We start from the raw sequence: 12,463 nt of genomic DNA, 5'->3' as shown, positions 1-12,463 counted from the left end.
GGATCAATGCCCGATCGCGTCCGCCATCATACCCACGGTGAGGGCGAAATAGTAAGAGCGATTCCAGTGCATGAGGGTGCGAAAATTATCATAGACCAGGAACGTCCGCCCCTGCAGATCATCCGGCGCGATGATCCAACCGCGCTGAACGGCCTGCGGCAACGCGCTGCCATCCGCACGACGCACCCCGCGTTGTTGCCAGGCGTTGACGCTGCGCGCCTGCGCGTCTTTCAGCCCCAGCTCGGCCCGATTGAAACCGGCGGGCAATTTGACCTCGCGCCCCCAGCCGATGCCGGGCTGCCAGCCCTCTTTGGACAAATAACTGGCCGTAGACGCGAAGACATCATCAATGTTGTTCCAGATATCGATGCGCCCGTCACCGTCGCCGTCCGCCGCATAGCGCAAGAAGGAGCTCGGCATAAACTGGCATTGCCCCATCGCGCCGGCCCAGGACCCTTTCAGCGGCGCATCGCCGACGTGCCCCTGCTCGACTATCTGCAACGCTGCCATCAGTTCCTGGCTGAAAAAGGCTTCGCGGCGCCCTTCAAACGCCAGCGTCGCCAGCGCAGACACCACGTCTTCCCGTCCCTGAATCTTGCCGTAGGCGCTCTCCATGCCCCACAGCGCGATGATATAGCGCCCCGGTACCCGGTAGCGATCGCTGGCGCGCGTCCATTGCGCCTGGCGCTGCCGGTACAGTTCGCGCCCCTGGCGCACCTTGGCGGGCGTCATCACCCGCCGCAGATAGTCGTCCAGGGTTACCTTCTGCTCAGGCTGATTGCGATCGGCCTTGATCACCCGATCGACGAAATGAATTTGCGCAAAGGCGCGGTCGAGGGTGGTCTGACTGATGCCCTGTTCCCGCGCCCGGCGCTTGAGTTGCTCGACATACGCCGGGAACTGCGCCGGATCGCGGCCGCTCGTCGCCAGCGTCGTCTCCTGCGCCGCCTGCGCTGCGCCCGGCATTAGCACCCCGCCCAACGTCAGCCAGGCGGCCAATACGGTTCTTCTTGCCGAACGTGTCATCGCGCCTCCCCTGGCCGTGGCCGATGTCTCAGGCCTTGTCGCCCGCCAGATGCTGGTTAAGCAGGTTTTCTACCGGCGGCGGGAACTGCAGGTAATAGCCTTCGTCTTTCAACGCCTGCTTCACCTTGTCGATATCCGCCGAGGCCAATTTCTTGCGCTCATCGAGCGAAAGCATCATGGCGAATTGCGGCACGCCGAAACTTTTCATCAGCTCTTCCGGCACACGAGAGAAATCGTCTTTTTTTTCGACATAAAGATAAGTTTGATCGCGTTTCGGGCTTCTATAGATCACACAAAGCATTTTTTTAACTCTATTTAATTGAGGGAGCGTCTTGCCTGGATATAACTCTGACTATAACATGCTTATAGTACATCGGAATATCGCACCCCGAGTGGTATTCCGGGGATTTAAAGTTGCTGAGACTGAGTCAGGATAGATGTCACAATCGCCAATTGAGCTAAAAGGCAGCAGTTTTACCCTATCGGTTGTTCATTTGCATAATTCGCAGCCCGAGGTAATACGTCAGGCGTTACAGGAAAAAGTTGAGCAAGCGCCCGCTTTTCTGAAAAACGCCCCTGTTGTTATCAACGTCGCAACGCTGGAAGGCGATGCGAACTGGAAAGAACTTCAACAGGCTGTCGCGGCAGCAGGTCTGCGCGTTGTGGGTATCAGCGGTTGCAGAGATGAGCGTCAAAAGCGCGCGATAGCCCGCGCTGGGCTGCCGCTGCTGAGCGAAGGCAAAGGCCAGAAGATGGCAGCGCCGGAGCCTGCACCTGCGCCCGTGGTGGCGGATAACGCCCCCGCCAAAACACGCATCATCAGCACGCCTGTCCGTTCCGGCCAACAGATTTACGCCCGCAACTGCGATCTTATCGTGACCAGCAGCGTCAGCGCCGGCGCCGAATTGATTGCCGACGGCAACATTCATGTCTACGGCATGATGCGCGGTCGCGCACTGGCAGGCGCGTCAGGCGACACGCAATGTCAGATTTTTTGCACCCACCTGGCGGCTGAGCTAGTCTCTATCGCAGGGCAGTACTGGTTGAGCGACCAAATCCCGTCCGATTACGTCGGGCAGGCCGTACGACTCAGCCTGTTGGATAACGCTTTAACCATACAACCTTTAAACTAAGCCCTTTTGACAAGGAATCCATTTCATGGCACGCATTATTGTTGTTACATCGGGTAAAGGGGGCGTTGGCAAGACCACTTCGAGCGCGGCCATCGCTACCGGCCTGGCCCAGAAAGGCAAGAAAACCGTCGTGATCGATTTCGATATCGGTCTGCGTAATCTTGACCTGATTATGGGCTGCGAACGTCGGGTAGTGTATGATTTCGTGAACGTGATTCAGGGCGATGCCACGCTGAATCAGGCGTTGATCAAAGACAAACGCACTGAAAACCTCTATATCCTGCCGGCTTCGCAGACGCGCGACAAAGACGCATTGACCCGCGAAGGCGTTGAAAAAATTCTCAACGATCTCGGCGAGATGGATTTTGACTTCGTGGTGTGCGATTCACCGGCCGGTATCGAAACCGGTGCGCTGATGGCGCTGTATTTCGCCGACGAAGCTATCATCACCACCAACCCGGAAGTATCTTCGGTACGCGACTCTGACCGTATCCTGGGTATCCTCTCTTCCAAGTCACGCCGCGCCGAGAAAGGCGAATCGCCAATCAAGGAACACCTGCTGCTGACCCGTTACAACCCGGGCCGCGTCAGCCGTGGCGACATGCTGAGCATGGAAGACGTGCTGGAAATCCTGCGCATTCCGCTGGTGGGTGTGATTCCGGAAGACCAGTCCGTGCTGCGCGCTTCCAACCAGGGTGAGCCTGTCATTCTGGATGCCGAGTCAGACGCCGGTAAGGCGTACGACGATACCGTTTGCCGCTTGTTGGGGGAAGAACGCCCATTCCGCTTCATTGAAGAAGAGAAGAAGGGTTTCCTGAAACGCCTTTTTGGGGGATAAACCATGGCCTTATTAGACTTCTTTCTGTCCCGCAAAAAACAGACAGCCAATATAGCCAAGGAACGGCTGCAGATTATCGTCGCAGAGCGTCGTCGCGGGGACAGTGAGCCCCCGTATCTGCCTGATCTGAAACGCGATATTCTGGCGGTTATTTGCAAATACATTCAGATCGATCCTGAAATGCTGCACGTGCAGTTCGAGCAGAAAGGGGACGACATTTCGGTACTTGAACTTAACGTGACATTACCGGAATCGGAAGAAGCAGCTAAATGATTGCGACGCATTAATTACCCCCTGTATATTTTATGCAGGGGGTAACTGTATGCGCATCCAGTTATTAAGCTTTATCGGCAGCAAAAAAGCGATGCTTTCCTTTGGGACTATTCCCAATTAACTTTGCCGCCGCCTCGTTTAAAGTAAATTCTGGCCAGATTTACCTTCAACGCATTATTTCCTGCCTATATTCACCCGAGCAGAGTTTCCCTACCCTGCCCTGGTGATAATCAGCGATTAATAATCTTTCAGGATGTCCTGCAACGGTGCCATTAATAGATCGCCGCGCCAGCCGCTGATTAATTCAGGGCGACTTTCGCCATCCTTCAGTTTCCAATGCCAGTTCAGCAATTGGTTAATTTGGCGACGGGATGCCAACAGCTCGCTGCTCAACCCGCTTTGCTCGCTGACGGTAGCGATCGCCGCCTTGATGTCTTTGAACACCTTCTTGTAGCCCGGCTGATCGATAAGGTTGGCCAACGGCGCCGGCAACGCGGACTCTTCCAGCGCTTCGGCCTCCGCCACCAGCGCCAACAGCGTTTTGCCGTGATAACGGATCTCCGGCCCGCTCAGACCCAGCGAATCCAGTTCTCCCAGCGAAGACGGCATATAACGCGCCACCTGCCACAGGTTTTCCTCACGTACCACGAAGTTCACCGCCAGATCGCGCTCGCGTGCCTGGCGCAGCCGCCATTCCGCCAACTTCTGCAGACAACCGAGCTGACGAGGGCGCAGCTGCCAGGCGTTGCTGATTTCGCGGTAGGCCAATTCCGGCGCCAGCGCCTCGCTACGACGTTGGCACAGCAGCAGGCACTCGTTATGGGCCGCCGCAGTCCAACCGGCCTCTTCGGTCTCCTGCACCAGCTGTTTGGCCATCGGCAGCAAATAGAACACGTCGGCGGCCGCGTACACGCACTGCCTTTCGGTCAGCGGACGCGCCAGCCAGTCGGTGCGCGACTCGCTCTTGTCCAGCTCAACCTTCATATACTCCGCCACCAGCGTCGCGAAGCCACAGGAGAGCGGCCGGCCGGTAAAGGCCGCCAGGATCTGAGTATCGACCATTGGCGTCGGCAGCGTTTTAAAGGCGTTGAGAAACACTTCGAGATCTTCACTGCCGGCATGCAGGAACTTCACCACGGCGGTGTCGGCCAGCAGGTCGACAAACGGCTGCCATTGCTTGATCGGCAGAGGATCGATGAGGGAGAGTTGTTCACCGTCGTAGAGCTGGATCAGGCCCAGCTGAGGATAGTAGGTGCGCGTTCTGACAAACTCGGTGTCCAGCGCAATCTGGGCATGCTTTCTCGCCTGCTCGCAGACCTGCTGCAATCCGGCATCGGTAGTGATCAACTGATAATTCAAAACATCATTCTCTTGTAGGATTCAAACACAACAACGCCGGCATTCACCGGCGTTGTTGATAGTCAGACGCGAAAGCGACACCTAGGCGGCATCGGCCGGCTTCGGCGTTTTTAGCTCATCGCGCAGTTCTCGCCGCAAAATCTTGCCGACGTTCGACTTCGGCAGTTCATCGCGGAACTCAACAATTTTAGGCACTTTATACCCGGTCAGGTGGCGGCGGCAATGGGTCAACAGCTCTTCCTTGGTCAGCGAGGCGTCTTTCTTCACCACGCAGATCTTCACCGTTTCGCCGGAGGCCTCGCTGGGCACGCCGATCGCTGCACATTCCAGCACTTTCGGATGCTGGCTGACCACGTCCTCGATCTCGTTCGGGTAAACGTTGAAACCGGAGACCAGGATCATGTCTTTCTTACGGTCGACGATGCGCACAAACCCCAGCTCGTCGACGGTCACCACGTCACCGGTCGCCAGCCAGCCATCTTTAAGCACTTCGTCGGTGGCTTCCGGGCGCTGCCAATAGCCTAACATAACTTGCGGCCCTTTGACCCACAGTTCGCCCGGTTCGCCCGGCGGCACATCGTGGCCGTTGTCATCCACCAGACGAATGTCCGTCGACGGCACCGGCAGGCCAATGCTGCCGCTGTAGTGTTTCAGATCGTAAGGGTTACCGGCCACCAGCGGCGCGCACTCGGTCAGACCATAGCCTTCCAGCAGGTGCTTACCGGTGGTTTTTTCCCATTTCTCGGCCACCGCTTTTTGCACCGACATACCGCCGCCGACCGAGAAACGCAGCGTAGAGAAATCGAGCTTGTGGAACTCTTCGTTGTTCAGCAACGCATTGAACAAGGTATTGACGCCGCTCATGGCGGTGAAAGGATATTTGCCCAGCTCTTTCACCAGCCCCGGAATATCGCGCGGGTTGGTGATCAGCAAATTGCGCCCGCCCAGATCGATAAACAGCAGGCAGTTCACCGTCAGCGCGAAAATGTGATACAGCGGCAATGCCGTCACTACCAGCTCCTGCCCTTCGCGGAACAGCGGCGAATAGGCGGCTTTGGCCTGCTCGAGGTTGGCCTGCATGTTGCGGTGCGTCAGCATTGCGCCCTTCGCCACCCCGGTGGTGCCGCCGGTATACTGCAGGAAGGCCAAATCGGCATTAATGATGTCCGGTTTTACATACTGCAGGCGGCGGCCGCGCTGCAGCGCGCTGCGGAATGATATGGCATCCGGCAGGTTATATTTCGGCACCAGGCGCTTGACGTATTTAACCACGAAGTTGACCAGCGTACCTTTGGCGGCCGAAAGCTGATCGCCCATGCGCGTCAGGATCACGTGTTTGACCTGAGTGTTGAACACCACTTTTTCCAGCGTGTGGGCAAAGTTGGAAACGATGACAATGGCACTGGCCCCGCTGTCGTTCAACTGGTGCTCCAGTTCGCGCGGGGTATACAACGGGTTGACGTTGACCACCACCATACCGGCGCGCAGAATGCCGAACAGAGCGATGGGGTATTGCAACAGGTTAGGCATCATCAGCGCGACGCGGTCACCCTTCTTCAGGCCCAGTTCATTTTGCAGATAAGCCGCGAAAGCCCGGCTGCGTTCTTCCAGCTTGCGGAAGGTCATCACCTCGCCCATGTTGATAAAGGCGGGCTGATCGGCATAGCGCTGCACGGCATGCTCAAACATTTCGATCAACGACGAATAGCGATCGGCATCAATCTCTGCGGGCACATCTGCCGGATACCGTTTTAACCAGACCTTATCCAAGGTATTACTCCTGAAATCATTACTAATTATCATCGCAGCCCTCAAACTCGCAGCCCAACCATAACAATATTTTAACTCAGCAGACCAGTTTGGGTTTTAAACATTATTCAGGTTGCGATGTACGTCACTAACTTGTCGGATATTCCTTATCCCAAAAAAGCAAAAGGGCGGCCTGAGCCGCCCTGTCAAATTTGTTCACATCAAGCGTATGCTACTCGGTTACGATGGTTTGCACCTGGGCCGGGCCGGGGTTGTACCAACCATAGCCTGCGCCCCAACCTGGCCCCCACGGGCCACCGCGCCAGCCCCAGGGGCCCATCGGCGCCGGCGGCATCACCACCTGTTGCACCAGATGCCAGCGTTTGAAGCCGGTCACGTTCATCGTCACGAAGCGATAGGGCGTCATGCCAATCCGCCCTTCTTTCAGGCCGGTAATGGGACCGACGACGGTCACCAGTTGGCCTTTGAAATCAACCGGTTCGAGGAAGCCATTCACCGTGGCCAGCAAGCGGCCGCGCGACGGCTCACCCAGAATAGGCCGTGCACCGCTGTCGAGCGGCACCGCCGCAATCTCCAGCACCGTACGCCCTTGTTCGTTGGCGACGTTCACCACGGTGCCGCCGAAGCGGGCTTCCGCGCCGGTAAACAGGTTCGGTGCATTTTGTACCGAGGAAAGCTGAGTCACCGGTGAGGGGCTGGAGCCTTTGATCGCATCCGGTACGGTGACGCACCCGGTCAGCGCCAGCGCGCCGCAGGCAATGGCCAGCAGCGACAGCTTTTTACTTGCAGTGCGGATTAACATAGTCGCAATCTCCTGAAATGCCTGTAACTTTGACCGCGTTTCGTCGTTCAAGTTGCAGGCCTTCATCGCCCGGCATCAACAACAGCACAATACGCCGCGATTACTCGCGACCCGGCAGTTTTTTCCAGGTGACTTCATTGCGCAGATAGGTCGGCTCGGCGTTTTCCACCGCCACCGCCAACCCCTGTTGCCAGGCGTGCAGCGCCAGCGGCAGCATGTCTTGCGCCTGCGGCAACAGCATCTGGCCATCGCGCACGCTCAGGGTTGAACCGTTGACCAGGTCGGGATAGGTTTGCCAGCCGGTGCCGACGTGGGCCCATTCGCCCTGCAGGCGCTGTGCACGCTCGAGCGCCTGCGCCGGCGACAGCACGGCCTCGCCTTCGCTTTCCAACCAGCTGCCGTCAGCCTGACGTTCGAACTGCCCCCAGTAGACTTCACCCATGCGCGCATCGATCGCCGCCAGCACGCGCTCCGCGCCGCTGACGCGCCAGGCGCCCTGCGCCATGGTTTGCAACGTGGAAACGCCAATCATCGGCAGATCGGCGCCCAGCGCCAGGCCCTGAGCGATGCCGATGCCGATGCGCACCCCGGTAAAACTGCCGGGGCCGCGACCGAAGGCCAGCGCATCGAGCTGGTTGAGCGCCAGGCCGGACTCCGCCAGCACCTGCTGCACCATAGGTAAAATTCGTTGCGTATGCTCGCGTGGGCACAGCTCAAACAGGGCGTGGATTTCGCCTTGATTCCAGACCGCGACGGAACAGGCTTCCGTCGCGGTATCGATCGCTAAAATTCGCGTGGACATGCCAACCTCTGGCGGGAATAAAACTGGTTTTTTCATACAGGGCGCGCATTGTAGCACAGCCCCGTAAGCCCTTCATCTTTCACGTGGCCGACGTATCAGCGGCCTGCAGGAAGGCGATGGCCTGTTTCAGATCGCGGGTACGCGGCGTGGGCGGCAGGCTATTGAGGAACACCTCACCATAAGGCCGCATCACCAGACGGTTATCGCAAATCACCAGCACGCCGCGGTCGTCGGTATCGCGGATCAAGCGGCCGACGCCCTGTTTCAGGGTGATGACCGCGTCCGGCAACTGCACGTCATTGAACGGGTCACCGCCGCGCAGGCGACAATCTTCAATGCGCGCCTTCAGCAGCGGATCGTCCGGTGAAGTGAACGGCAGCTTATCGATGATGACGCAGGACAGCGCGTCGCCGCGCACGTCCACCCCTTCCCAGAAGCTGCTGGTCGCCACCAGCAGCGCGTTACCGGCGGCGACGAACTGCGCCAGCAGTTGCCCTTTACTGGTTTCCCCTTGCAACAGCACCGGCAGCGTCATCGTGGCGCGGAACTCTTCCGCCAACTCGCGCATCATCTGGTGTGAGGTGCATAAAAAGAAGCAGCGGCCGTTGTTGGCTTCGATGAGTGGCCGCAGCATACGCGCCAGCTGGCGCGCCCCGCCGCGCTGGTTCGGCGAAGGCAAAAAGCGCGGCACGCACAGCAACGCCTGTTTGGCATAGTCGAACGGGCTCGGCAACAGCAGCGTTTTGGCCTTGGTCAGCCCCAGCCGTTCGGTGAAATGCCCCAACTGGTCATTGACCGACAGCGTGGCCGAGGTAAAGATCCAGCTACCCGGCTTGTCGTCCAGCATTTCGCGGAACCGATCGGCCACCGTCAGCGGCGTCAGCGCCAGCACGAAGTGGCGCGAGTTGCACTCATACCAATAGCTGTAGCCCGGCTCCGTCACCGCCTTCAGCCGCTTGAGCCGCGCGCGGTACAGCGTGGCGCGTTCAAAGGCGGCATCCAGCAGCGCCGAACGCCCCAGCGACAGCTTCATCACGTCATAACACAGCTCCAGCGCATCATCGAGCAGCAACAGAGCGCGCTGCACGTTGGGTTCGCCGAGCACGTCACGCAGATTGCCGCGGAACCCCGGCTCGCCCAGGTTCAGGCGAAAATCTTGCGTGCTCAGGCTGAGACGGTCGGCGCTTTTTTGCAGTTGAGCGGCGTCGCGCACTTCGGTGCGGTAGGCGATGGTGATGTCCTTCGCCAGATCCAACAGCTGACGGCTGGTGAGCTGCTGGCCGAAATACTGGCTGGCGATGTCGGGGATTTGGTGCGCCTCGTCGAAAATCATCACCTCGGCTTCTGGGATCAGCTCGGCGAAACCGCCCTCTTTCACCACCATATCTGCCAGGAACAGGTGATGGTTCACCACTACCACATCCGCATCCATCGCGCGGCGGCGCGCCTTGACCACGAAGCAATCCTGATACAGCGGGCAGTCGCTGCCCAAACAGTTGTCATTGGTGCTGGTCACCAATGGCCAGACGAAACTGTCTTCCGCCACTTCGCTGCAGGTGCTGATGTCGCCCTCTTTGGTCTGTGACGACCACTTGCGCAGCTGCACCAGATCGATCAGCGTCTGCCCCGCCAGTTCGCCGCCGACCATCGACTGCTGTTCCAGCCGTTCCAGACACAGGTAATTGGAGCGCCCCTTGAGCAGCGCCAGCTTGCCTTTGTACTTCAACGCCTTGGCGACGGTAGGCAGATCGCGCGCATACAGCTGATCCTGCAACGCTTTCGAACCGGTCGAGATGATCACTTTGCGGTCGGCGCGCAGTGCCGGCGCCAAATAAGCGAAGGTCTTGCCAGTGCCGGTGCCGGCTTCCACCACCAGCTCCTGCTTGAAATTGATCGCCTCGGTAACGGCTTGCGCCATCTGCCGCTGCGGTTCACGCGGTTTGAATCCCTTGATAGCCTGCGCCAATGCGCCGTCTGTTGCAAAATCGTCTGTCACGCTGTCTCTCTGCCGGTGTCATTCAGCGGTGATTATGCCAAGCCTGCCGCCCGGCTACCACCCACTTTATCGCCGCGCATTTTCATGACCGGCTGTGCTACCCTTAGCGGGACTATGATATGGAGATAAGCAAATGAATATCGAAAGAATTGATCCCGATCAGCGCTGGTCCGAAGCCGTAGTGCACAACGAGACCGTTTACTACACCAGCGTGCCGGAAAACCTGGATGACGACGCGACCGCGCAGACCGCCAACGCCCTCGCCGCCATCGACGTGCTGCTGGCGCGCGTCGGTTCGGACAAAAGCCGCATTCTGGATGCCACCATCTTCCTGGCCAACACCGCCGACTTCGCCGCGATGAACGCCGCCTGGGACGCCTGGGTGGTCGCCGGCAGCGCGCCGGTGCGCTGCACCGTGCAGGCGCAGCTGATGAATCCGAAGTACAAGGTGGAAATCAAAATCATCGCCGCGCTGTAAGCCTGAGCGCAGGCGAAAAAAAACCGCAGACGGCGACGCCTGCGGTTTTTTATTGCCCGCTATCAGGACAGTTTGAGGATCACCATCCCCGTCAGCAGCAGCGCCAGGCCAATCCAGCCTTTGGCGTTCAACCGCTGGCCGAACATGATCCAGCCTGCGGCGATGGTGGCGGCGATACCGAAACCGCCCCACAGCGCATAAGCGATCGACAGATCGATGCCCTTCACCGCCTGCGCCAGGGCGCTGAACGCGCCGAGTACCGACAGCAGCGACAACAGCCCCAGCCAAATTTTACGGAAGCCGTCCGACATCTTCAGGAAGATGTTGGCGATGATTTCCAGCACGATCGCCAGCCCCAGGAACCCAATGTGGTACAACTCAAACTGTTGCATGGTTGTCACCTCGCGGGCTGACCTGTTTTCGCTCTTTGCGGGTGCCGGATTTCACCAGCATGATGCCGGCGATCAGCGTAGCCAGGCCCAGCACCTTCAGCGCCGAGATCGGCTCGTCGAACCACAGCACGCTGAACAGGGTAATGAACAGAATGCCGATGCCTTCCCACAGCGCATAGGCCACGCCCAGCGCCACGCGTTTTACCGCCACCGACAGCAACACATAAGACGCGGTGATCATCACGTACATCACGATGTGCCCGATCATACCGCCATTGACGCTGGCGTATTTCATCGACAAAGTGCCGATGATTTCGGTCATGATGGCCAAACCTAAAAAGATCCAATAAATCATAATTTTTCTCCCAAACGGCGAATAACGCGCGCCAAGGCATATTTATCCCGATTTATCTCGTCGAACGGCCGTATTGCGGCGCGCAAGACGCAGAGATCCCTGGGGATAAACTGACCCAAACGCAAAAAGAATGTTTGCCCGGCTGAACGGTAGCGTGAAGGCCTAAGCCCGCCACCCGCGCCGGTTAAGGGAGAAAGACGCTATAGCTCGCTGCACCAGTGATGCTCACTGGCAAGGATCGCAGACAGGAAGAGTTGGCAAGTAGAGGTTCTGAGGGTAGTTCCGTTAATAGTCATCATAATAGTTCTCTATTATCAGCCGCACACCGTGCGATTTGCCCAATATCCTCATAAAAGTAAAATTTTCAACTGAGATATTTTTACCACAGCCAAAATAAGAAAGCAAACTGCCGTTTTCATAAAAAGCGGAAAAAAACGGGTTAAAAATAAGAAAGTTAATCACGATAAAAATTAAAAAAGGCCCAACGGAACGTTGAGCCTTGCGATAATCGCGGGTGCGCAAATAAGCGCCAACCCCAGGCGCGGCACGGGTTACAACGCGGCGCCGCTGACGGCGCTGCGCGCCAGTTCAGTGATGCGCGCGTAGTCGCCACTTTCGAGCGCATCCGCCGGCACCAGCCAGGAACCGCCGATGCAAAGCACGCTTTTCAGCGCCAGATAATCGCGGTAGTTACTCGGCGTAATGCCGCCGGTCGGGCAAAAACGCACCTGCGGGAACGGGCCGCCGATCGCCTGCAGCGCCTTCACGCCGCCGTTGGCTTCCGCCGGGAAGAATTTGAATTCGCGCAGGCCGTGATCCATACCCTGCATCAGCTCGGAAACGGTGCTGATACCCGGGATCAGCGGGATAGGCCCCGCCGTCGCCGCCTGCAGCAAGGCTTCGGTCAGCCCCGGGCTGATGGCGAACTGCGCCCCCGCCTCGGTCACCTCCCGCAGCTGCTGCGGATTGATCACCGTACCGGCGCCGATGATGGCCTCCGGCACCTCTTTGGCAATAGCGCGGATAGCCTCCAGCCCGCAGGCGGTGCGCAGCGTCACCTCCAATACCCGCACGCCGCCGGCAACCAGCGCTTTCGCCAGCGGCACCGCCTGCTCCAGCTTGTTGATCACGATAACCGGCACCACCGGTCCCGCCGTCAAGATCTGCTCGGCGCTGGTTTTCCAGTTTTTCATCGTTATTTCTCCATTACTCGCGGTTAACAATGGCACGCCCCTGCCA

14 protein-coding genes are annotated in these 12,463 nt (G+C 58.4%); 4 read left to right on the top strand and 10 right to left on the bottom strand.

The window, feature by feature from the left end:
- Positions 1-3 precede the first annotated feature (3 nt).
- Together FHU12_RS07390 and FHU12_RS07385 are read right to left on the bottom strand one after the other, a co-directional pair.
- Entirely contained in the window at positions 4-1,026 is a 1,023-nt protein-coding gene (locus FHU12_RS07390; RefSeq protein WP_141968386.1) for a lytic murein transglycosylase, read from the bottom strand.
- Between the two features lie 28 nt (positions 1,027-1,054).
- Positions 1,055-1,327 carry a YcgL domain-containing protein gene (locus FHU12_RS07385; RefSeq protein WP_141968384.1) on the bottom strand — a complete coding sequence of 91 codons (273 nt, stop codon included), beginning with the start codon at positions 1,325-1,327 and terminating at the stop codon, positions 1,055-1,057.
- A gap of 136 nt (positions 1,328-1,463) precedes the next feature.
- Between FHU12_RS07385 and minC the strand changes: the two genes are divergently transcribed.
- Genes minC through minE form a run of 3 tightly spaced genes read left to right on the top strand, consistent with a single transcriptional unit; the run spans position 1,464 to position 3,270 of the window.
- The gene (gene minC / locus FHU12_RS07380) at positions 1,464-2,159 is read left to right on the top strand and encodes a septum site-determining protein MinC (protein WP_025303113.1); all 696 of its coding nucleotides are present in this window, start codon (positions 1,464-1,466) and stop codon (positions 2,157-2,159) included.
- A gap of 25 nt (positions 2,160-2,184) precedes the next feature.
- Positions 2,185-2,997 (top strand): septum site-determining protein MinD, encoded by an 813-nt coding sequence (gene minD / locus FHU12_RS07375; RefSeq protein WP_016927452.1) that lies wholly within the window; start codon positions 2,185-2,187, stop codon positions 2,995-2,997.
- A 3-nt stretch (positions 2,998-3,000) separates the two neighbouring features.
- Entirely contained in the window at positions 3,001-3,270 is a 270-nt protein-coding gene (gene minE / locus FHU12_RS07370; RefSeq protein WP_004932303.1) for a cell division topological specificity factor MinE, read from the top strand.
- Positions 3,271-3,507: 237 nt separating this feature from the next.
- Here minE and rnd read toward each other — a convergent pair whose 3' ends face one another.
- The 5 genes from rnd to yoaA all read right to left on the bottom strand — a co-directional run bounded on the left by rnd (position 3,508) and on the right by yoaA (position 9,999).
- On the bottom strand, positions 3,508-4,629 hold the full coding sequence (gene rnd, locus FHU12_RS07365) for a ribonuclease D (RefSeq protein WP_141968382.1): 1,122 nt from the start codon (positions 4,627-4,629) through the stop codon (positions 3,508-3,510).
- Between the two features lie 81 nt (positions 4,630-4,710).
- Positions 4,711-6,399, bottom strand: a complete 1,689-nt coding sequence (gene fadD / locus FHU12_RS07360; RefSeq protein ID WP_141968380.1) for a long-chain-fatty-acid--CoA ligase FadD — start codon at positions 6,397-6,399, stop codon at positions 4,711-4,713.
- 211 nt (positions 6,400-6,610) lie between these two features.
- Positions 6,611-7,201, bottom strand: a complete 591-nt coding sequence (locus FHU12_RS07355; protein WP_141968378.1) for a Slp family lipoprotein — start codon at positions 7,199-7,201, stop codon at positions 6,611-6,613.
- 100 nt (positions 7,202-7,301) lie between these two features.
- Entirely contained in the window at positions 7,302-8,003 is a 702-nt protein-coding gene (gene tsaB, locus FHU12_RS07350) for a tRNA (adenosine(37)-N6)-threonylcarbamoyltransferase complex dimerization subunit type 1 TsaB (protein ID WP_141968376.1), read from the bottom strand.
- A 79-nt stretch (positions 8,004-8,082) separates the two neighbouring features.
- Positions 8,083-9,999, bottom strand: a complete 1,917-nt coding sequence (gene yoaA / locus FHU12_RS07345; protein ID WP_141968374.1) for a DNA repair helicase YoaA — start codon at positions 9,997-9,999, stop codon at positions 8,083-8,085.
- Between the two features lie 133 nt (positions 10,000-10,132).
- Here yoaA and FHU12_RS07340 point away from each other — a divergent pair, with 133 nt between their 5' ends.
- Positions 10,133-10,477, top strand: a complete 345-nt coding sequence (locus FHU12_RS07340) for a RidA family protein (RefSeq protein ID WP_015378124.1) — start codon at positions 10,133-10,135, stop codon at positions 10,475-10,477.
- Between the two features lie 62 nt (positions 10,478-10,539).
- Here FHU12_RS07340 and mdtI read toward each other — a convergent pair whose 3' ends face one another.
- From mdtI to FHU12_RS07325, 3 genes are all read right to left on the bottom strand, one after another.
- On the bottom strand, positions 10,540-10,869 hold the full coding sequence (mdtI, locus tag FHU12_RS07335) for a multidrug/spermidine efflux SMR transporter subunit MdtI (RefSeq protein WP_016927446.1): 330 nt from the start codon (positions 10,867-10,869) through the stop codon (positions 10,540-10,542).
- The gene (mdtJ, locus tag FHU12_RS07330) at positions 10,856-11,224 is read right to left on the bottom strand and encodes a multidrug/spermidine efflux SMR transporter subunit MdtJ (protein WP_004932327.1); all 369 of its coding nucleotides are present in this window, start codon (positions 11,222-11,224) and stop codon (positions 10,856-10,858) included. The genes mdtI and mdtJ overlap by 14 nt, the downstream gene beginning before the upstream one ends.
- A 551-nt stretch (positions 11,225-11,775) precedes the next feature.
- Positions 11,776-12,417: a bifunctional 4-hydroxy-2-oxoglutarate aldolase/2-dehydro-3-deoxy-phosphogluconate aldolase gene (locus tag FHU12_RS07325; RefSeq protein ID WP_060433222.1), complete on the bottom strand. Its 642-nt coding sequence runs from the start codon at positions 12,415-12,417 to the stop codon at positions 11,776-11,778.
- Positions 12,418-12,463: the final 46 nt, after the last annotated feature.

The sequence above is a fragment of the Serratia marcescens genome, from assembly GCF_006715005.1.
Taxonomy (GTDB): domain Bacteria; phylum Pseudomonadota; class Gammaproteobacteria; order Enterobacterales; family Enterobacteriaceae; genus Serratia; species Serratia montpellierensis.
The sequence above is the reverse complement of the archived record's forward strand: the minus strand, read 5'-3'. Positions and strand labels throughout refer to the sequence as shown.

Coding starts and splice junctions, on each gene's coding strand:
- minE (WP_004932303.1), top strand. CDS start 3,001: ATGGCCTTATTAGACTTCTTTCTGTCCCGCAAAAAACAGACAGCCAAT.
- FHU12_RS07340 (WP_015378124.1), top strand. CDS start 10,133: ATGAATATCGAAAGAATTGATCCCGATCAGCGCTGGTCCGAAGCCGTA.
- minD (WP_016927452.1), top strand. CDS start 2,185: ATGGCACGCATTATTGTTGTTACATCGGGTAAAGGGGGCGTTGGCAAG.
- FHU12_RS07355 (WP_141968378.1), bottom strand. CDS start 7,201: ATGTTAATCCGCACTGCAAGTAAAAAGCTGTCGCTGCTGGCCATTGCC.
- tsaB (WP_141968376.1), bottom strand. CDS start 8,003: ATGTCCACGCGAATTTTAGCGATCGATACCGCGACGGAAGCCTGTTCC.
- mdtJ (WP_004932327.1), bottom strand. CDS start 11,224: ATGATTTATTGGATCTTTTTAGGTTTGGCCATCATGACCGAAATCATC.
- mdtI (WP_016927446.1), bottom strand. CDS start 10,869: ATGCAACAGTTTGAGTTGTACCACATTGGGTTCCTGGGGCTGGCGATC.
- FHU12_RS07325 (WP_060433222.1), bottom strand. CDS start 12,417: ATGAAAAACTGGAAAACCAGCGCCGAGCAGATCTTGACGGCGGGACCG.
- minC (WP_025303113.1), top strand. CDS start 1,464: ATGTCACAATCGCCAATTGAGCTAAAAGGCAGCAGTTTTACCCTATCG.
- FHU12_RS07390 (WP_141968386.1), bottom strand. CDS start 1,026: ATGACACGTTCGGCAAGAAGAACCGTATTGGCCGCCTGGCTGACGTTG.
- FHU12_RS07385 (WP_141968384.1), bottom strand. CDS start 1,327: ATGCTTTGTGTGATCTATAGAAGCCCGAAACGCGATCAAACTTATCTT.